The sequence below is a fragment of the Knoellia sp. LjRoot47 genome (assembly GCF_964253435.1).
GTDB lineage: Bacteria > Actinomycetota > Actinomycetes > Actinomycetales > Dermatophilaceae > Knoellia.
This window is the reverse complement of sequence record NZ_CAXUQS020000001.1, coordinates 469,046-484,818: the sequence shown is the minus strand read 5'-3', so window position 1 is coordinate 484,818 and position 15,773 is coordinate 469,046. Positions and strand designations below refer to the sequence as shown.

The following is a 15,773-nucleotide window of genomic DNA, read 5'->3' as shown; positions in this document are numbered from 1 at the left end:
GTCGTCACGCTGCTTTCGTGGGGACGGCGGCGGCCTTCTTGGCGGCGCCGCGCTTGGGCTTGAAGCCGCCCTTGGCGGTGATGGGCCGGTAGTCGCCTCGGGCGACGTCGGCGCCGGTGGAGTGCATCCACTTCGCGATGGCCAGGCAGCCGCGGAACGCCTCGAACTCGGCTTGCCCGGTGGGCAGCGGGATGAGCTCGTAGGTGTTGCGGCGCAGGTTGAGCACCGCGGTGCCGTGGACGCCGACCATGCGCTGCGTGGTGTCGTCGGGCAGCCACATCTCGGAGGCGTTGCGCAGCCCGGCGAGCTGCAGTGCGTACTCGCCGTAGACGCTGGTGGCGGCCCGGGTGAGGCTCGTCTTGAGGTCGATGAGCCAGAGCCGGCGGGAGTCGCCCTCGGTGGGCTTGACGGGCTGCCCGGCGAGGTAGCCGTCGAGCTTGAGATAGAGCAGCACGTCGAGGGTGCCGGCATACCCGAGCGCCGGGTTGGCGACGGTGAGCTCGACCGACTCGACGTCCTTGGCCGGGTCGACGTCGAAGTCCTTGAGGAACTTCACGTACTGGGCGACGAACTCCTCGGCGAGCTCGTCGCCGTCCTCGTATGCCAGGACCGCGCCGGAGAGCTTCGCCTCGGCGAGGGCATGGACGCGGGAGCCGAGGTCGCTGGCCTTGTCGCGGGCGAGGGTGACTTCGGCCTTGAGGTCGCGGGTGACGCAGTCGCGGCAGGTGTGGCATGCCTGGTCGCGCTTGGGTCCGGCGCCGCAGTCCTTGGCGAAGAGGGCCTTGACCATGCGGGGAGGTGGTCCCACGACTTCTCGGCGACGATCTTGGTGGCCCACGGGACGAGCGCGGGCTTGGCGCATCCGACGGAGAGGGCGTTGGTGACGGACACGAGCTGTGCGCCGCTGGTGGGGTGGGTGTAGTAGCGGCCGTGTGCGGTGTCCTCGGCGCGGCGGGGGCTGGTCACAGCGCACCGCCGATCGGCCACTGACCGGGCGTGCGGTCGAAGCCGTGCTCGTCGGTGAACGGGCCGACCTCGACGTCGTGCTCTTCCTCGGCGGCGGAACCGAGGACGGTTCCGGTGGTGGCGTGCTCGGGGACGGTGCACGCCGGGACGGGGCGGGTGCGGCTGCTGTAGATGCGGAGCCCGACGCCGCGCACAGCGCCGGCGCGGAGGTAGATGCTGCTCAGGCCGTCGTCGGGGATGGGCAGGTCGAAGTGCTCGGCTGCCCGGTCGACAGCGTCCTCGCCGCCGAGGACCTGGACAGACATGCCGTCGTAGTCGGCGGCCTGTGCGGAGGCGACAGCGAGCCGCATGTCGGTCAGGTCGTCGACGACCTCGGCGACGAGGTGGGCGCGCTCGACGATATTGAGGGTCTTCTGGTCGATGCTCATGCGGATCGGAGTCCCTTCGGGGTCTCGGAGCAGCGGACGCACTCGGTGCCCGCGCAGTCGGTGTCGATGAGGTGGCCGCACGCGGTGCACGTGGTGGGTGTCTCGCCGGCGTCGAGGAGGGCGTTGCCGAGGGCGGTGGCCTCGTCAGGGGAGACGGTGAAGCTGGCCCACGAGGTGCCGATGACGGCCTGCACCTGGTCGAGGGCGTGGGACTGGATCTCGTCGATCTGCGGGTGGCCGGCGGCGAGGAGCGGCACGTAGAGCGGGGTGCCGTCGTGCTTCGCGATGAGGCAGGCGCGGGCGATGGCGCGGATGAGCTGGCGCTGCGCGTTGGGGGTGAGCGCGAGCTGGATCTCGTGGCGGTCGTGCTCGCCGTGGTCGCCCTGCTCGATGACGGGGATGACGTCGAAGGTGGCGCTCATGACGTCGCCTCGGGCACACGGAGGTAGATGTCAGCCGTTCCGTCTGCGGCAATCTTCCGAACCGTCACTTCGAGTCCGAAGCGCTTTGACCAGCGGTAGGGCGTTGAACGGTGAAGGCGCTCGGGGAACTTCATCCAGCGACCCGGGTTCGCCTGCATCTCGGCGAGCAGCTCGGGTGCCAGGCGGACTCCGGCCTGGCCGCGGCGATCCGGCGGAGGATCTTCCCAGTTGGCGGTGGTGCGATCGGCGTCCATCGTGGGACACTTCCTTTCAGTGAGTTGGGCCGGTTCGTCTGCTAGGGCGGAGCCGGCCCGCTTGCATTACGGGTGGTTCAGGAGGGCTTCTTCTCGGGCCTGCTGGTCGGCATCGCCTCGACCCACTCGCGCAGGTCCTCGATGAGGAAGAGGCGCTTCGAGCCGGCCCAGTGGCCGATGAGGTCGCCGCTGTCCATGGCGTCACGCAGGTAGCGCTCGCCGAGCCCCACCGAGGCGGCAGCTGCGGCCAGGGGGAGGGAGATGGGTCCGGGAGCATTCATCGCCGGTACTCCGTCCTTGGGCCGGTGCCGAGCGAGGCTGTGAGCTTCCAGCACTGAGGGCAGGCGAGGCCGCGCGAGCAGCCTTGGTCGCAGTGGTTGCACCACAGGACTCCCTTGGCGTCAGGCGACATCTCAAGGCCGCACTGGCACAGGCGGGGCGCGGTCATGACGCCTTCTTCGTCGGCACGCCGGGGACGACGGTCGGGCGGAGGGGGCCATGCCACACCGTGAGCGGGTCGAGGCCGAGTGCCTGAGACCAGGCGGTGAGCAGCCGGTCCGAGGCCTGCTTGTTGCCGTTCTCGACGTTGCTGATCCCGCCCTCGCTGATGGCGACTCCCTGCTCGGCGATCTTCTCGGCGAGCTGCTTCATCGTCAGGTTGTGGGCGAGCCGCACGTCCTTGATGCGAACCATGGGTCCGAGTGCGTTGGTTGCTGGCATGACTGACAACTTACAGACAAGCGATGACAAGTGCAACCACTTGTCACCAATTTGTCGGTGACAAGTCCCCCGACGTGCTGAAAGACACGTGCGTAACTTCCCCACCTGCGGTCACTCGGTGTCACTGACTTGTCACTTCTCTACTGGACTTGTCGTTGCTTTCCCGGGCACGCTGAACCCATGAACGACAAAGAGGCGTGGAAGACGATCGGCAACATCGTGCGGTGGCGACGCAAGCAGGTCGGCATCACCCAAGAGCAGGTCGCCGAGTACGGCGGCCCCGGGAAGACCACGATGGGCAAGATCGAGAACGGGCGCATGGAGCCGTTCCCCGCCGAGGCGCAGCAGGACCTGGAGAAGGTGCTCGGCTGGAAGTTCGGCCGCATCCGCGAGCTGCACTCGCTCCTGATGGAGTTCGGAGAAGAGATCGCGGAAGAGGAGATGGCCCCCGAGGGCGCCATCGAAGCCCTGCCCGATCTAGCCCGACTCCGTCGCGAGGCGCAGGGCGCCCAAGCGGCGGACGCACTCACCGGAAGCGACGATGTCGCGCTCATCGCCACGCTCACCGCACGACTCGCCCGGGCGTCTCAGGTAGAGACCGAGCTCGCCCAACTACGCATCGACCTTGCCGAAGCGCAGCGCGCAATCCGTGCGCTGCAGGCCAACCCTCGAAAGGACACCAGTGATGGTCCCCCCACCAGAGATGCCGACGTGACGTCGGCGCAAGACGACCTCGCGGCACGCCGCAAGGTCGACCCCAACGATCCGAAGTACGCAGACACTGCGTCGGTTGAAGACGTGGCCGGCCTGGCTGCGGACGTCAACTCGAAGCCCACTCGGGCGCACGGCGATCAGCGCCCGCCGGGCGAGGACTGAGGCCTGTCGGATGCGCCACGTAGCGTCCACGACATGCACCAGCCACACCCATGGCGGGCGCTCCGGGGGATGTCTCACCTACTACTCCATTGGCGCTCTGACCTCCCCGAATACCTCCGCGGCGCCACCGACGGCGAACGCATCTGGATGCGCTCGGACATGACCCAGGTGGAGCGGCGCTGCGTCCTCGCGCACGAGCTCGAGCACGTCCGCCGCGACCACCGCGGCTGCCAGCCTGAGCCCGTCGAGAGGCGAGTGCAGGCAGCCGCTGCGCGCTACCTGCTGCCTGACCCGCACGTCGTGGCGGACGCGCTCGCCTGGTCGCGCTGCCACGTCGGAGAGGCCGCCGACGTGCTCTGGGTGACGCCGCGTGTGCTGACCCACCGTCTCGACCCCGCCCACCTGCACCCTGCCGAGCGGACGATCATCGTCAGCCGGCTCGAGGACCTGGAGGATCCCGCATGACGACCGAGAGTGACCCACAGGCGTCCACCGCGTTCGAGCGCGCGAAGGCCTACTACCTCCGCCTCAAGACGTGGGAGCAGGTGGTGTTCCCGCTCATCGTCCTGTTCTTCGTGGGCGGCATGGCCGTCGTGCTGTTCGGCGGGGGCGACAGCCCGGACGAGCCCGACCTTGGCCGTGCTCGTGTGATCTGCGAGGAGATGGTGAGCCAGCGGTTGAAGAACCCGTCGACCGCAGACTTCTCCTATCCGGACGTGCAGAACTCCTCACGCATCGCGGGGACGCTGACGGGAGAGAACCAGCTCGGCGGCAAGCAGACGCTGAACTACTCGTGCGCCCTGTCGGCTGGCACGGTCACCGACGTGACGGTGACGCCGCGATGACGCCGCAGGACGAGCAGCTGCTCGAGGCGATCGGCGAGCACCTCAACCGCGGCCGCGACGGGCGCCTCGAGAGTGTGATGGCCGAGCGGACCGGGCTGTCGGCGGTACGCAGCTGGCAGCGGGTCAACGCCCTGCTCGACGATGCCGAGGCGTGGGCGGCATACCCGATCGTGATGGGCGTGCTCAGGTCTCGTCGGGACCGGGGTCGTCGCTGCGCGGCGTGAACTCGTTGCCCACAGCGAGCATCGCCACCTGGGCGAGCTCGAGGTCGCCGGTGAGGTAGTGGTCCGTCGACTGGTCGGTCGCGTGGCCGAGGACGTCGCGCATGGTCTTTCGGTCGGTGCCCTTCGCGCGCAGGCTGGTGGCGACGACCCGCCGTGCGAGGTGGGTGCCGTGCTGGTCCATCCCGGCCCGCTCGAGCGCGGCATACCACTCGTCGAGGTCGCGGCGCGGGTCGAGCGGTCGGCCGTCTGGTCGGGCGAACACGAGGCCGTGGGGGTTGGGCTCGGCTCGGCGCAGGTGCTCGGTGAGCAGCGCCACGAGGAAGGGGTGCAGTGGCACGAGCCGCTTGCCCTTCCTCGACTTGGGCCGGGTGAGGCAGAGTCCGCCGTCGAGCTGTTGCACGGCTCCGCGCAGGCCCGGTCGGATGTTGAGCTCGCGCTTGGGGCAGGAGCCGGCTCTCTTCATGCCGCAGGTGTCATTGCAGCCGTGGCGGAACTTGATCCGCTGCAGCTGCCACGTGACGTCGGCGATGCCGTGCTCGAGGTCGAGCCGGTCGATGGTGAGTCCGATGACTTCGCCCTGTCGTTCGCCGGTGAAGAGGGCGGTGGCGAAGCGGGGGAGGAGTGGGTGCTCGGCGTTGGCGCGCAGGAAGTGCCGCACCTGGTCAGCGGTGAGGGTGGCCTTGTCGACGTCGGGCAGGGTCGGCTTCTTCGCGATGCGCGCGACGTTGCGGTTGACCTTGCCGTCGGCGTGGGCCTGCCCGAGCGCTGAGGAGAGGACGTTGTGGGCCTTGAGGATCGAGGACTCGGCGAGCGGTTTGCCGCGGACGGTGACTCGCGCACGCAGCGTCTTGTGCATCTGTCGGACGTGCTCGGGGGTGAGGCGGTCCAGGCGCTTCTTGCCGAGGGTGGGGATGAGCTGGTTCTCGATGATGGAGCGGTAGGACGCGACGGTGGAGGGTGCCTCGGTGACGGAGACGACCTCGGCGTGCCAGTGGCGCAGCCAGGTCTCGACGCTCATGGAGCCGGTGGCGATGGTGCCGTGGACGGCGACCTCTTTGCGCAGCTCGCGCAGGACCTTCACGGCGTCGGCGTAGTCCTTGCGGGCTCGCTCCTTGACGCGGCGCTTGCCGTTGTCGTCGTCGAGCTCGACCCGGGCGATCCAGAGCCCGTTGCACCGGTGCTTGGGCCGTTCGCGCTTCGTCGTGCCGTCAGGCTGCTCGGTGGGGACGGCCGGCGGGCAGTCCTTGGTGTGGCGCTGGAAGAGGGAGCCGTCGCCCTTGTCTCGGCGCTTGCTCTTCACCATGCCTGACCGCTATCCATGGCAGTACACTCTATAGTACACTCTGGATCAGGCCGGAATGATCCGGCGCAGACCAGCCGAATATGCGGCTGACCTGCACAAATACACAGAGCAGGTGGGGTCGCCATGACTCCAACGTATCACTCGTAATGAATAGGTCGTCGGTTCGATTCCGACAAGCGGCTCAGGCAACGCCCCCGACTCCGGTCGGGGGCGTTTCTGGTCTCCGGCGTCTTCGTCCCCCGGGAGGGAGGCCGTCGAACGGCATGTAGTGGTCGGTCAACGCGGGGCTGGTGCGGAAGGTGGCGTTGTCCGCCGCGGTGCGCTCCGCGGGTCACAGCAGCCCCAGTCCGTACTCGCCCTCGATGCCGTCGGCCTCGAGCAGGAGCTCGCGCAACTCCAACGGCAGGGGGTGACCCACGTCCCTCTCGAGCGCCTCGATCCGTCGTGGTGGGGCGGGCTCACCGAAGTGCGCCTCCCCCCACGTCCTGATCCGACCCGTGTGCATGGCGCCATGGTGCCAAGAACGCCCCCGGGATAGGGCGCGTAGACGGCTCGAGACGCGTCAGCCCGCTGGCGTGGCCACCGAGTCCAGGCCGCAGCGCAGGGGGCGTGGGGGCTTCACCACTGCCATCCATCGCACATCTGGACACCTCCCGTTGCGGTCGGGCGCCTCGCGGGCTTTCTTCACGCTAGAACCCGCGCCGCTCTGCATACCGATGCGTGGGTGACCATTTGTGCCCTGGTCAATCAGCGGCAAGCCGGGCACGATCGGACGTCCGGTCACGGCGTCAGCGTTTGTGCCACATCTGTTTCGCGACGGCGATCTGCTCGAGGATCGCGCCCATGATCGCGTCGGTGACCTCGCGGGCGGCGGCCTCGTCGGTGCGGCCGGTCCACCGCGAGAGGTCGACCGCCGGCCCGACCGACAGGCAGGCCGTGTGCCGGTGCCAGATGTGCTCGGTGCCCTGCTTCGGCCCCCACGTCCCCACCGGGACGACCGGCGCCTCGGGGTGGCGCAGGGCGAGTCGTGCCGCGCCGGTGCGCGCCGGACCGGGCATCTGGTCGGGCTCGGTGGTGAGCCGACCCTCGGGATACAGGGCGACGAGGTGGCCCTTGGCCAGGTGCTCGGACGCGAGGTCGAGGGCCGCGGCGGCCGAGGCCGACCCGCGGGCCACGGGGATCTGGCCGGTCGCGCGCGCCAACGACCCGATGCCGGGCCAGCCGAACACCTCCTGCATCGCGAGGAAGTGTGGGAAGCGTCGGTGCCCGATCGCCACCCGCGCGACGGCGAGCGGGTCGGTCATCGTGAGGTGGTTGGCGACGACGATGGCCGGGCCGGTGCGCGGCACCGAACCCATCGTCCGGAACCGCACGCGGTGCGCGACCCCCGCCGCGGCCCACACCAGCGCGAACCCGGCGGCGTTCCGCAGGTGCTGGCGCGGCGTCGGCATCAGAGCCGTCCGAGGAAGCGGTCGACGTCGACGACGACGCGGGTGACCTCGCCGGTCGCGACGACCCTGCCGTCCGTATGCCGTCCGCTCACCCTGAGCCGGTGCAGTCGCCCGTCGCTGTGGGACGGGTCCGCGGTGACGACGACCTCGGCGCCGACGGGGGAGGCGGCGGAGTGCTGGAGGTCCACCCGGGTGCCGACACTCGTGCGTCCCTCGCCGATGACGGGCTCGAGTGCGGCGCACGTCGCTGCCTCCATCCACGCGAGCAGCCGGGGAGTGGCGAGCACCGGAAGGGCACCCGAGCCGAGGGCGAGGGCGGTGTCGTCGTCGCCGACGACGAAGGTCTGCTCGACGGGGACCGGCCGGGGTGCGTCCATGGCCACAGTCAAGCAACGACGGCAGTGACGGCGCCTGAGTACGCGCCGTCAGCGGCTCCGATCTCCCGAAGTGGTGCGCATCGGGCGCCGCGTCCCTAGTCTCGACGCATGACAGCCACCCTCGGGGCCGCGCGTCGGCCGGTCCAGCTGCTGCTCGGTCTCCTGCTCGTCATGGGCAGCCTCTCGTGGGCGACGCCTTCCCATGCCGCGACCTCCTACAGCGTGCTGCAGGTCAACATGTGCAACTCGGGCTACGCCGGGTGCTACACGGGCCGCGCCCAGGCAGGGACGATCGCGCTCATCAAGGCACGAACCCCGTATGCCGTCACCCTCAACGAGGCGTGCGCCAACGACATCACGGCGATCGCGAGCGGGACGGGGTTCCGGGGGCAGTTCACGCAGTCGGGCACCCAGAAGTGCCGCAACGGCTCGGCCTACGGCAATGCCGTGCTCTTCCGGTCCGGCGTCACGGCCTCGTCCGTGGTGCGCCACACCTAAACGCGCAGAGCTCGACGGTCGAGAAGCGCACCCTGTCGTGCGCCTCGGGCGCCTTCCGGGTCTGCGTCACGCACCTCGCGACCAGCGGGACGGCCCGCACCAGCCAGGCATCGCAGATGAAGTCGATCATCTCGAGCTACAACAGCGGCGGCTCGGTCATCCTCGGCGGCGACTGGAACATGACCTACGGCGGCTCGCCCAACGCACAGACCTACGTCCCGTCCGGGATGTACCGCAAGGGCGACGGGTCCGTGCAGCACTTCCTCGCCTCCAACGGGTTCGCGTTCTCGAGCACCCGGGTCATGAGCCTGGACTGGACCGACCACCCGGGGTTCCAGATCTACGTGTCCCGCTGATCCGGCGCGCTGAACCGGGCGCTCGGTCGGGGCGTCCCGGGCGCCTCGCCTAGGCTCGGACGATGGCGCGACGGATGAAGGTCAGTGGCTCGGTGGACGTCCCCGGCGCGCGGTGGCAGACCCGGTGCCGGGTGGTGGCCGACCGGGCCGTCGACCTCCTCGACTCCCGGCTCGCCGGGGGCCGGACCTTTGCCGCGTTCCAGGAGCGCAACATCGCCCGGACCCTCGCGGCGCTGCACGACGACCTCGCGGTGCCCGTGTGAGCGACGTCAACACGTTCGGACAACCCGTCGGCGTCGCGGTGCCTGGATGGGAGCCGCGCCCCCGACCGGAGCCGGTCACCCTCGAGGGCCGCTACGTGCGGGTCGTGCCGCTCGACTCGGTGCACTACTCCGACCTCTTCGACGCCGTGTGCGGTCCCGACGACGGGCCGTTGTGGACCTACCGGCCGGTCGCACGGCCCACGACCCTCGCCGCGCTGTGGATGCACCTCGCTGCCGTGGTCGAGGACCCGGCAACGGTGGCGTTCGCCCTCGTGCCGCTCGAGGAGCGGGCCGGGCGGGCCAGCGGCATCGCCTCGTTCATGCGGATCGACCCCGCGACGGGCCAGGTCGAGGTCGCGGGCGTCCTCTACTCACGCAGTCTCCAGCGGACCCGCGCCGCGACCGAAGCGATCTCGCTGCTCATGCGCCACGCCTTCGACGACCTCGGCTACCGCCGGTTCGAGTGGAAGTGCGACAGCCTCAACGAGCCGTCGCGCCGCGCCGCCAACCGCCTCGGGTTCACCTACGAGGGTCGGTTCCGCAACCACATGGTCACGCAGGGCCGCAACCGCGACACCGACTGGTTCTCGGTGACGGGCGAGGAGTGGCCGGACGTCCGCGCCCGGCACGACGCGTGGCTCGACCCCGCGAACTTCGACGACGAAGGCCGCCAGCGAACGTCGCTGGCGGCCTCCTGACGGCTCCGGTCGGGCGTCAGTCGTCGCTGAGGGGCTTCTCCTTGGTGGCGAGCTCCTCCTTGGCCTTCGCGGCCGCGTGGGCGTGCTCCTCCTCGGTGCGTGCCGCGGAGGCCGCCTTGGCGTCGGACTCCTGGGCGGCCGGCATACGCCAGCGGGCCGTGGTCATCCCGGCCTCCCGGGCGCGCTCGATCGCCTCGTCGACGCACCGCTCGGCGTCCTCGCGGCCGGCCCAGTGGGCGCCCTCGACGGACTTGCCGGGCTCGAGGTCCTTGTAGGTCTCGAAGAAGTGCTGGATCTCGAGGCGGTCGAACTCGCTGATGTGCTCGAGCTCGGTGATGTGCGCCTTGCGCGGGTCGCCCGCCGGGATGCAGAGGATCTTGTCGTCGCCGCCGGCCTCGTCACGCATGTGGAACATGCCGATGGGGCGGGCGCGCACGAGGCAGCCGGGCCACGTGGGCTCGTCGAGCAGCACGAGGGCGTCCAGCGGGTCGCCGTCCTCACCCAGGGTGTCCTCGACGTAGCCGTAGTCCGACGGGTACGCCATCGACGTGAACAGCATGCGGTCCAGGCGGATGCGACCGGTCTCGTGATCCACCTCGTACTTGTTGCGGTGTCCCTTGGGGATCTCGATGGTGACGTCGAACTCCACGTTGGTGGCCTTCTTTCGGATGGGTATGGATGACCTACGCTCGGGGACCAGTGTCCCGTATGAGCGAGGGGGCACCAAAGAAAGGGGTCCGATGCGGCGGGCAGTAGTGGCGGGGGTCACCCTTCTTCTCGTCGGCGGGGTGGGCTACGCCGCCGCCGACGTCGCCGACCTCGCCCCCGGGATCCTCACCTACGACGGGGCCCCGGTCGACCCGCCGACCCCCACCGGGTCGCCGTCCGCCTCGCCCGTCTGGGCCGCGCTGCCGAGCGCCGCGCCCGCCACCGCGACCCCTTCGCCGACCGCCACGGCAGCCGGAGCGGTACCCACCACAGCCGGTCTGACGAAGGCCCTCGCCGCGCTCGCCAAGGACCCGTGGCTGGGTCCCAGCGTCGGCATCAGCGTGCGCGACGGAGTGACGGGAACCGAGCTGTATGCCGTGTCCCCCAGTGTTGCCCGCGCACCAGCCTCGACCCTCAAGCTCCTCGCAGCGGTGGCCATCACCGAGCACCTGGACCCCGACGCCCGGATGACCACGAAGGTCGTCGGCGGCAAGGGTCCGGCGGAGATCGTCCTCGTCGCCGGTGGTGACACCAGGCTCGGGGAGGGTGCCTCGGACCCGGCGTCGGTCGAGGGTCGCGCAGGACTGGCCACCCTCGCCGACGAGGTCGCGGAGTCCCTGCGTGACCGCCGACTCACGGCGGTGACCCTCAGCGTCGACGCCAGCTATGCCGCTGGTCCCCGCTACCCGGCGAAATGGAAGGCCATCGATGTCCGTGACGGCTTCACCCAAGGGGTGGCGATGCTGGGCCGCGCGACGGAGCGCCCCCGGATCGGGCGGCCTTCGGTGGCGGTCGCCGAGGTGTCGGTGGCCGGGAGGCTGGCAGCGCTCCTCACCCAGCGAGGGATCGCGACGACCCTCGCTCCCTTCAGCGGGCACGGGACCCGGGCACCCGACGCGGCCCAGGAGCTCGGCTCGGTGGAGTCGGCGACCTACCGCGAGATCGTGGACCTGGCCCTGGGCGACAGCGACGACGCGTTGACCGAGAACCTCGTCCGCCAGGCCATGGCCGCCGCCGGGGTCTCGGCGGCCTCGCCCGCAGCGCCCCCGGCCTTCGTGCGGGAGTCGCTGGTGGCGGCGGGCGTCGATGTCACCGGGTATGCCGCGCTCGACACGAGTGGTCTCGCCTACGGGCAGCTCGTCTCCACGACCACCCTCAGCGAGGTCCTGACCCTCGCGACCACCGACCGCAACCCCTGGCTGCGGGAGGTCGTCGCCAACCTCCCGGTGGCGGGGCTCGACGGCACGTTGTCGAAGCGGTTCCAGAGCAGGGAGACCAAGGCCGTGGCCGGCATACCCCGGGCGAAGACCGGCACGTTGACCGGCATCTCCAGCCTGGCCGGGACGACGGTGACGGCCGACGGACGCCTGGTCACGTTCACGATCCTCGCCGACCGTGTGCCAGCCTCGTCGGGAACGCTGGGCGCACGCGCGGCGTTGGATCGCTTCGTCACCGCACTCACCCTGTGCGGATGCCACTAGGAGGGCACGTGAGCAACAGCTACGTCGACTGGGAGTTCGCCAAGACCACGGGGCGCACCCTCGTCGCAGCCGGTCCGAGCGTGTCCGCGGACGAGGCCGCCGCCGAGGTGGGCGCCATCCGCGAGGCCGCGCGCAAGGCCCACGGGCCCGTCGCCGAGACCTCGCGCCTGCGGACCCCCGACGACGCCCCCGAGGCACTCGTCATCGACCGTCCGACCTGGATCGCGATGAACGCGGACTCGATGGGCGCCATGCTCAACCCTGCGTTCGAGCAGATCATGACCAAGCGGGGCGACGCCGCGGCCCCGAGCGGCCTCGCCGCCTCGATCGGTGGCAAGGTCACCGGTGCCGAGGCCGGCGCGCTGCTCGCGTTCATGTCGAGCAAGGTGCTCGGGCAGTACGACCTCGCGCCGGGCGGTACCCCGGCCCTCCTCCTCGTCGCGCCCAACCTCGTGCAGGTCCAGCGCGAGCTCGACGTCGACGCCGAGGACTTCCGCGCGTGGGTCTGCATGCACGAGGAGACCCACCGGGTGCAGTTCACCGCCGTCCCGTGGCTGCGCGACCACATGGTCGCCGAGGCGCGCACCCTCGCGACCGAGATGGCGCCCGACCAAGACCGCCTCCAGGAGCTCACCAAGGCCCTGCGCGAGAAGCTGCCCGAGGTGTTCAGCAGCGGCTCGGGCGGGATCACCGAGCTCGTCATGACACCCGAGCAGCGCGAGAAGCTCGCCGAGCTCACGGCCGTCATGTCGCTGCTCGAGGGCCACGCCGACGTCGTCATGGACGACGTTGGGCCCGCGCACATCCCGACCGTGGCGGAGATCCGCTCGAAGTTCACCGAGCGCCGCAAGGGCGCCGGCGCCGTCGACAAGATGCTTCGCCGCCTCCTCGGGCTCGAGGCCAAGATGCGTCAGTACAAGGACGGCGCGGCCTTCGTCCGCGGCGTGCAGGAGCGGGTCGGCATCGACGGCTTCAACGCGATCTGGACCTCGCCCGAGACCCTGCCCAAGCCGCTCGAGATCACCGACCCGGCCGCCTGGGTCACGCGCGTCCACGGCTGAGCCGGACCTCCCGTGAGCGGTCCGCATCCGTCGACGGCGACGATCCGGTATGCCGTCCGCTCGGCTCTCGCGGACCTGTCGCCGGGGGCGGTCGTCCTCGTCGCGTGCAGCGGGGGAGGCGACTCGATGGCGCTCGCCGAGGCCGTCGCGCACGAGCAGAGGCGAGCCCATTGGTGCAGCGGTGCTGTCGTCGTCGACCACGGGCTCCAGCCCGGCTCCGACGAGGTGGCCGCCCGGGCGGCCGGCTGGCTGCGTGACCTCGGCCTCGACCCGGTCGCGGTCGAGCGGGTCACGGTGTCCGACAACGGTTCCGGACTCGAGGCGGCCGCACGTGACGCCCGCTATGCCGTCCTCGGCGCCGTCGCCGACCGCGTCGGCGCTGCCGTCGTCCTCCTCGGCCACACCCTCGATGACCAGGCCGAGCAGGTGCTCCTCGGGCTCGTCCGCGGGGCCGGTGCCCGCTCCCTGTCCGGTATGCCGCCGGCCCGAGACCGCTTCCGCCGTCCCCTCCTCGGCGTGACCCGCACGCAGTGCCGGGAGTCTCTCGAGGCCGAGGGTGTCGCCTGGTGGGACGACCCGATGAACGAGGACACGTCCTTCACCCGGGTCCGGGCGCGACGCGCCGTGGCCGACCTCGAGGCCGACCTCGGGCCGGGAGTCGCCGCCGCGCTGGCACGCTCGGCCGACCTCCTGCGCGAGGACGCCGACCACCTCGACGCTCTCGCCGATGTGGCGGTGCGGGAGCTCGGTGACGGCCCCTGGCGGGCCGAGGTGCTCGCGGCGCTGCCCCGGGCCGTCCGCACCCGGGTCTGGAGGAGGCTCCTCGTCGCGGCAGGTGCTCCGGCCGGGCAGGTGGGCACCCGGCATACGGACGCCTGCGATGCGCTCGTCACGAGCTGGCGGGGTCAGGGTCCGGCGCACCTCCCGGGGGACCTGCGTGCGACGCGTGCGGACGGCTGGGTCACGCTCGCCCGGTGAGGGTCAGAGCGCGGCGAGCGCTCCGGCGGCGCAGACGACCGCAGCGACGAGGCGCATGCGGTCGACGAGCAGGAGCCGGCGAACGAGGACGGTGTCGTGACCGCCCCCGAGCCGTCCGTGCAGCGGTGCGGCCCCGGCGGCGGTGAGAACCATCGACCCTGCTGCGCCGACCGCGGCGACGACGGTGCCGTTGGAGACGGGTTCGTGGAGCAGGGCCGCGACGACGGCCACGAGCAGGCCGACGTAGACGACGGCGACCACCGGGGTGATCCGGCGCGAGTGGCTGTCGTGGGCCCGAGCCCACCGGTCGGGTGGGACGTCGGCGAGCGCCGGGTAGGCGACGAGGGTCACCGTGAGCTGGAAGCCGAGGTGGGCGCCGGCGGCGAGGACGAGCCAGGAGCCGGCTCCGGAGCTCATCGTGGTGGGCCGCCGAACGCCGCGGCGGCGACGTCGTCCTCACCGGCGGCGATGGCGTCGACGATGCGTCGCGCCACGTCCTCGGGCCGGAGGCCGCGGGGCAGCCTCGGGGCGGACCCGGCGAGGGGACGGTCGGCCAGCCCGGTCTCGGTGTGCGGCGGGCGGAGGTCGTGCACGCTCACCCCCGACCGCCGGAGCTCGGTACGCAGCGCCGTGGCGACCGCGCTCGCCGCGGCCTTGCTCGCGGAGTAGGCCACCATCTCGGGCAGGGGGCGCTCGGCGACCACGGCGCTGACCTGGGCGACGAAGCCCCGCGACTCGACGAGCAGGGGGAGGAGCCGTCGCAGCAGGAGGAGCGGGCCGACGACGTTGGTGAGGAACAGCTCCTCGACGACCTCGTCGGGGGTGTCGACCAGGGGTCCGAAGGCGACGACCCCCGCCGCGTTGACGACCCCGTCGAGACCACCGAGCTGCTCACGGGCCGCCGCCGTCACCGTCTCGCCCGCCGAAGCGTCGGCGAGGTCGGTGATGGTGACGGTCGGCGCACTGCCGGCCGCAGCGGCGAGCCGGTCGGGGTCGCGGCCCACGAGCAGGACGCGCACCCCACGTGAGGTCAGCTCACGGGTGACGAGCGAGCCAAGGACGCCGCTGGCACCCAGCACGGCCACTCGGGCACCGGACAGCTCGCGCGTCGCCATGCCCCGACCCTAGACAGGTCGAGGCCCACTCGGGGGTCCCCCGGCTGTCCTTCGGCCCCGTCCGTCCGGTTGACTGACCCTGACGGACCGTCGATACAACAGGGAGAGTGCACCGTGGACGCTGCCCACATGGGAGCAGACCTCGAGCGGGTCCTCGTCACCGAGGACGAGATCCAGGCCAAGCTGGCCGATCTGGCGCAGGAGATCGCGGACGAGTACGCCGGCAAGGACCTGCTCCTCGTGGGCGTCCTCAAGGGCGCGGTCATGGTCATGGCCGACCTCATGCGCGCGCTGCCCATCACGGCGCCGGTCGACTGGATGGCGGTGTCGTCCTACGGCTCGGGCACCAAGAGCTCGGGTGTCGTGCGGATCCTCAAGGACCTCGACACCGACATCTCGGGCAAGCACGTCCTCATCGTCGAGGACATCGTCGACTCCGGCCTCACGCTGTCGTGGATCCGCTCCAACCTCGAGTCGCGCAACCCCGCCTCGGTCGAGATCTGCACGTTGCTGCGCAAGCCCGATGCCGCCAAGGTCGAGGTCGACGTCAAGTGGGTCGGGTTCGACATCCCCAACGAGTTCGTCGTGGGCTACGGCCTCGACTACGCCGAGCAGTACCGCGGGCTGCGCCAGGTCGGCACGCTCGCCCCGCACGTCTACTCCTGACCCCGAGCGCCGGGGCGCGAGGGCCGAGGGGCCCGGAACACGCGGCATACGCCGGTCGTTGTCGGTTCGGACGCACCCGGGCC

The 15,773-nt window shown here is 71.0% G+C and carries 25 protein-coding genes; 12 read left to right on the top strand and 13 right to left on the bottom strand.

Annotated features, from left to right (window positions below):
* Positions 1-4 precede the first annotated feature (4 nt).
* From ACSQ11_RS02415 to ACSQ11_RS02390, 6 genes are all read right to left on the bottom strand, one after another.
* Positions 5-808, bottom strand: coding sequence for a hypothetical protein (locus ACSQ11_RS02415; RefSeq protein ID WP_436002703.1), 804 nt, complete (start codon positions 806-808; stop codon positions 5-7).
* Between the two features lie 154 nt (positions 809-962).
* Complete coding sequence (locus ACSQ11_RS02410; RefSeq protein ID WP_436002701.1) at positions 963-1,394, bottom strand: hypothetical protein; 432 nt, start codon at positions 1,392-1,394, stop codon at positions 963-965.
* Positions 1,391-1,816, bottom strand: a complete 426-nt coding sequence (locus ACSQ11_RS02405) for a hypothetical protein (protein ID WP_436002699.1) — start codon at positions 1,814-1,816, stop codon at positions 1,391-1,393. Before ACSQ11_RS02405 ends, ACSQ11_RS02410 begins: the two co-directional genes overlap by 4 nt.
* Positions 1,813-2,070 carry a hypothetical protein gene (locus tag ACSQ11_RS02400; RefSeq protein WP_436002697.1) on the bottom strand — a complete coding sequence of 86 codons (258 nt, stop codon included), beginning with the start codon at positions 2,068-2,070 and terminating at the stop codon, positions 1,813-1,815. The genes ACSQ11_RS02405 and ACSQ11_RS02400 overlap by 4 nt, the downstream gene beginning before the upstream one ends.
* 77 nt (positions 2,071-2,147) lie before the next feature.
* Positions 2,148-2,351 (bottom strand): hypothetical protein, encoded by a 204-nt coding sequence (locus ACSQ11_RS02395; RefSeq protein WP_436002695.1) that lies wholly within the window; start codon positions 2,349-2,351, stop codon positions 2,148-2,150.
* 163 nt (positions 2,352-2,514) lie between these two features.
* Positions 2,515-2,790, bottom strand: coding sequence for a helix-turn-helix domain-containing protein (locus ACSQ11_RS02390; protein WP_436002694.1), 276 nt, complete (start codon positions 2,788-2,790; stop codon positions 2,515-2,517).
* A 180-nt stretch (positions 2,791-2,970) separates the two neighbouring features.
* On the opposite strand from ACSQ11_RS02390, the gene ACSQ11_RS02385 reads away from it, so the two are divergent.
* The 4 genes from ACSQ11_RS02385 (at position 2,971) to ACSQ11_RS02370 (ending at position 4,735) form a co-directional block, all read left to right on the top strand.
* Entirely contained in the window at positions 2,971-3,666 is a 696-nt protein-coding gene (locus ACSQ11_RS02385; protein ID WP_436002692.1) for a helix-turn-helix transcriptional regulator, read from the top strand.
* 159 nt (positions 3,667-3,825) lie between these two features.
* Positions 3,826-4,131: a hypothetical protein gene (locus tag ACSQ11_RS02380; protein ID WP_436002690.1), complete on the top strand. Its 306-nt coding sequence runs from the start codon at positions 3,826-3,828 to the stop codon at positions 4,129-4,131.
* On the top strand, positions 4,128-4,511 hold the full coding sequence (locus ACSQ11_RS02375) for a hypothetical protein (protein ID WP_436002688.1): 384 nt from the start codon (positions 4,128-4,130) through the stop codon (positions 4,509-4,511). The genes ACSQ11_RS02380 and ACSQ11_RS02375 overlap by 4 nt, the downstream gene beginning before the upstream one ends.
* A complete protein-coding gene (locus tag ACSQ11_RS02370) occupies positions 4,508-4,735 on the top strand; it encodes a DUF3263 domain-containing protein (RefSeq protein WP_436002686.1) in 228 nt (75 codons plus the stop codon). Before ACSQ11_RS02375 ends, ACSQ11_RS02370 begins: the two co-directional genes overlap by 4 nt.
* Here ACSQ11_RS02370 and ACSQ11_RS02365 read toward each other — a convergent pair.
* The 4 genes from ACSQ11_RS02365 to ACSQ11_RS02350 form a co-directional block, all read right to left on the bottom strand.
* Positions 4,695-6,038 carry a tyrosine-type recombinase/integrase gene (locus ACSQ11_RS02365; protein WP_436002684.1) on the bottom strand — a complete coding sequence of 448 codons (1,344 nt, stop codon included), beginning with the start codon at positions 6,036-6,038 and terminating at the stop codon, positions 4,695-4,697. The two genes, ACSQ11_RS02370 and ACSQ11_RS02365, sit on opposite strands and share 41 nt — an antisense overlap.
* A gap of 331 nt (positions 6,039-6,369) precedes the next feature.
* On the bottom strand, positions 6,370-6,543 hold the full coding sequence (locus ACSQ11_RS02360) for a hypothetical protein (RefSeq protein WP_436002682.1): 174 nt from the start codon (positions 6,541-6,543) through the stop codon (positions 6,370-6,372).
* Between the two features lie 283 nt (positions 6,544-6,826).
* The gene (locus ACSQ11_RS02355) at positions 6,827-7,489 is read right to left on the bottom strand and encodes a lysophospholipid acyltransferase family protein (RefSeq protein WP_436002680.1); all 663 of its coding nucleotides are present in this window, start codon (positions 7,487-7,489) and stop codon (positions 6,827-6,829) included.
* Positions 7,489-7,866, bottom strand: a complete 378-nt coding sequence (locus ACSQ11_RS02350; RefSeq protein ID WP_436002678.1) for a thioesterase family protein — start codon at positions 7,864-7,866, stop codon at positions 7,489-7,491. The genes ACSQ11_RS02355 and ACSQ11_RS02350 overlap by 1 nt, the downstream gene beginning before the upstream one ends.
* Positions 7,867-7,974: 108 nt before the next feature.
* Here ACSQ11_RS02350 and ACSQ11_RS02345 point away from each other — a divergent pair, with 108 nt between their 5' ends.
* The 4 genes from ACSQ11_RS02345 (at position 7,975) to ACSQ11_RS02330 (ending at position 9,681) form a co-directional block, all read left to right on the top strand.
* Positions 7,975-8,364: a hypothetical protein gene (locus tag ACSQ11_RS02345; RefSeq protein ID WP_436002676.1), complete on the top strand. Its 390-nt coding sequence runs from the start codon at positions 7,975-7,977 to the stop codon at positions 8,362-8,364.
* Positions 8,365-8,480: 116 nt separating this feature from the next.
* Complete coding sequence (locus ACSQ11_RS02340) at positions 8,481-8,720, top strand: hypothetical protein (RefSeq protein WP_436002674.1); 240 nt, start codon at positions 8,481-8,483, stop codon at positions 8,718-8,720.
* Between the two features lie 62 nt (positions 8,721-8,782).
* Positions 8,783-8,983 (top strand): hypothetical protein, encoded by a 201-nt coding sequence (locus ACSQ11_RS02335; protein ID WP_436002672.1) that lies wholly within the window; start codon positions 8,783-8,785, stop codon positions 8,981-8,983.
* Positions 8,980-9,681, top strand: coding sequence for a GNAT family N-acetyltransferase (locus ACSQ11_RS02330; protein WP_436002670.1), 702 nt, complete (start codon positions 8,980-8,982; stop codon positions 9,679-9,681). Before ACSQ11_RS02335 ends, ACSQ11_RS02330 begins: the two co-directional genes overlap by 4 nt.
* 16 nt (positions 9,682-9,697) lie before the next feature.
* Here ACSQ11_RS02330 and ACSQ11_RS02325 read toward each other — a convergent pair whose 3' ends face one another.
* Positions 9,698-10,330 carry an inorganic diphosphatase gene (locus tag ACSQ11_RS02325; RefSeq protein WP_436002668.1) on the bottom strand — a complete coding sequence of 211 codons (633 nt, stop codon included), beginning with the start codon at positions 10,328-10,330 and terminating at the stop codon, positions 9,698-9,700.
* 106 nt (positions 10,331-10,436) lie between these two features.
* Between ACSQ11_RS02325 and ACSQ11_RS02320 the strand changes: the two genes are divergently transcribed.
* From ACSQ11_RS02320 to tilS, 3 genes are read left to right on the top strand one after another with little or no spacing between them, the layout of a single operon-like run.
* Positions 10,437-11,870, top strand: coding sequence for a D-alanyl-D-alanine carboxypeptidase/D-alanyl-D-alanine-endopeptidase (locus ACSQ11_RS02320; protein WP_436002665.1), 1,434 nt, complete (start codon positions 10,437-10,439; stop codon positions 11,868-11,870).
* A gap of 8 nt (positions 11,871-11,878) precedes the next feature.
* Positions 11,879-12,931: a zinc-dependent metalloprotease gene (locus tag ACSQ11_RS02315; RefSeq protein ID WP_436002663.1), complete on the top strand. Its 1,053-nt coding sequence runs from the start codon at positions 11,879-11,881 to the stop codon at positions 12,929-12,931.
* Positions 12,932-12,943: 12 nt separating this feature from the next.
* The gene (gene tilS, locus ACSQ11_RS02310; protein WP_436002661.1) at positions 12,944-13,909 is read left to right on the top strand and encodes a tRNA lysidine(34) synthetase TilS; all 966 of its coding nucleotides are present in this window, start codon (positions 12,944-12,946) and stop codon (positions 13,907-13,909) included.
* 3 nt (positions 13,910-13,912) lie between these two features.
* Here tilS and ACSQ11_RS02305 read toward each other — a convergent pair whose 3' ends face one another.
* Together ACSQ11_RS02305 and ACSQ11_RS02300 are read right to left on the bottom strand one after the other, a co-directional pair.
* On the bottom strand, positions 13,913-14,326 hold the full coding sequence (locus tag ACSQ11_RS02305) for a hypothetical protein (RefSeq protein WP_436002659.1): 414 nt from the start codon (positions 14,324-14,326) through the stop codon (positions 13,913-13,915).
* Positions 14,323-15,024 (bottom strand): SDR family NAD(P)-dependent oxidoreductase, encoded by a 702-nt coding sequence (locus tag ACSQ11_RS02300; RefSeq protein WP_436002657.1) that lies wholly within the window; start codon positions 15,022-15,024, stop codon positions 14,323-14,325. The genes ACSQ11_RS02305 and ACSQ11_RS02300 overlap by 4 nt, the downstream gene beginning before the upstream one ends.
* Before the next feature lie 114 nt (positions 15,025-15,138).
* Here ACSQ11_RS02300 and hpt point away from each other — a divergent pair, with 114 nt between their 5' ends.
* Positions 15,139-15,690, top strand: a complete 552-nt coding sequence (gene hpt, locus ACSQ11_RS02295) for a hypoxanthine phosphoribosyltransferase (RefSeq protein ID WP_436002655.1) — start codon at positions 15,139-15,141, stop codon at positions 15,688-15,690.
* Positions 15,691-15,773 lie beyond the last annotated feature (83 nt).

What these genes read in the sequence shown, in the direction of transcription:
- ACSQ11_RS02410 (WP_436002701.1), bottom strand. Translation starts at nt 1,394, where the DNA reads ATGAGCATCGACCAGAAGACCCTCAATATCGTCGAGCGCGCCCACCTC.
- ACSQ11_RS02405 (WP_436002699.1), bottom strand. Translation starts at nt 1,816, where the DNA reads ATGAGCGCCACCTTCGACGTCATCCCCGTCATCGAGCAGGGCGACCAC.
- ACSQ11_RS02400 (WP_436002697.1), bottom strand. Translation starts at nt 2,070, where the DNA reads ATGGACGCCGATCGCACCACCGCCAACTGGGAAGATCCTCCGCCGGAT.
- ACSQ11_RS02395 (WP_436002695.1), bottom strand. Translation starts at nt 2,351, where the DNA reads ATGAATGCTCCCGGACCCATCTCCCTCCCCCTGGCCGCAGCTGCCGCC.
- ACSQ11_RS02390 (WP_436002694.1), bottom strand. Translation starts at nt 2,790, where the DNA reads ATGCCAGCAACCAACGCACTCGGACCCATGGTTCGCATCAAGGACGTG.
- ACSQ11_RS02385 (WP_436002692.1), top strand. Translation starts at nt 2,971, where the DNA reads ATGAACGACAAAGAGGCGTGGAAGACGATCGGCAACATCGTGCGGTGG.
- ACSQ11_RS02380 (WP_436002690.1), top strand. Translation starts at nt 3,826, where the DNA reads ATGACCCAGGTGGAGCGGCGCTGCGTCCTCGCGCACGAGCTCGAGCAC.
- ACSQ11_RS02375 (WP_436002688.1), top strand. Translation starts at nt 4,128, where the DNA reads ATGACGACCGAGAGTGACCCACAGGCGTCCACCGCGTTCGAGCGCGCG.
- ACSQ11_RS02370 (WP_436002686.1), top strand. Translation starts at nt 4,508, where the DNA reads ATGACGCCGCAGGACGAGCAGCTGCTCGAGGCGATCGGCGAGCACCTC.
- ACSQ11_RS02365 (WP_436002684.1), bottom strand. Translation starts at nt 6,038, where the DNA reads ATGGTGAAGAGCAAGCGCCGAGACAAGGGCGACGGCTCCCTCTTCCAG.
- ACSQ11_RS02360 (WP_436002682.1), bottom strand. Translation starts at nt 6,543, where the DNA reads ATGCACACGGGTCGGATCAGGACGTGGGGGGAGGCGCACTTCGGTGAG.
- ACSQ11_RS02355 (WP_436002680.1), bottom strand. Translation starts at nt 7,489, where the DNA reads ATGCCGACGCCGCGCCAGCACCTGCGGAACGCCGCCGGGTTCGCGCTG.
- ACSQ11_RS02350 (WP_436002678.1), bottom strand. Translation starts at nt 7,866, where the DNA reads ATGGACGCACCCCGGCCGGTCCCCGTCGAGCAGACCTTCGTCGTCGGC.
- ACSQ11_RS02345 (WP_436002676.1), top strand. Translation starts at nt 7,975, where the DNA reads ATGACAGCCACCCTCGGGGCCGCGCGTCGGCCGGTCCAGCTGCTGCTC.
- ACSQ11_RS02340 (WP_436002674.1), top strand. Translation starts at nt 8,481, where the DNA reads ATGAAGTCGATCATCTCGAGCTACAACAGCGGCGGCTCGGTCATCCTC.
- ACSQ11_RS02335 (WP_436002672.1), top strand. Translation starts at nt 8,783, where the DNA reads ATGGCGCGACGGATGAAGGTCAGTGGCTCGGTGGACGTCCCCGGCGCG.
- ACSQ11_RS02305 (WP_436002659.1), bottom strand. Translation starts at nt 14,326, where the DNA reads ATGAGCTCCGGAGCCGGCTCCTGGCTCGTCCTCGCCGCCGGCGCCCAC.
- ACSQ11_RS02300 (WP_436002657.1), bottom strand. Translation starts at nt 15,024, where the DNA reads ATGGCGACGCGCGAGCTGTCCGGTGCCCGAGTGGCCGTGCTGGGTGCC.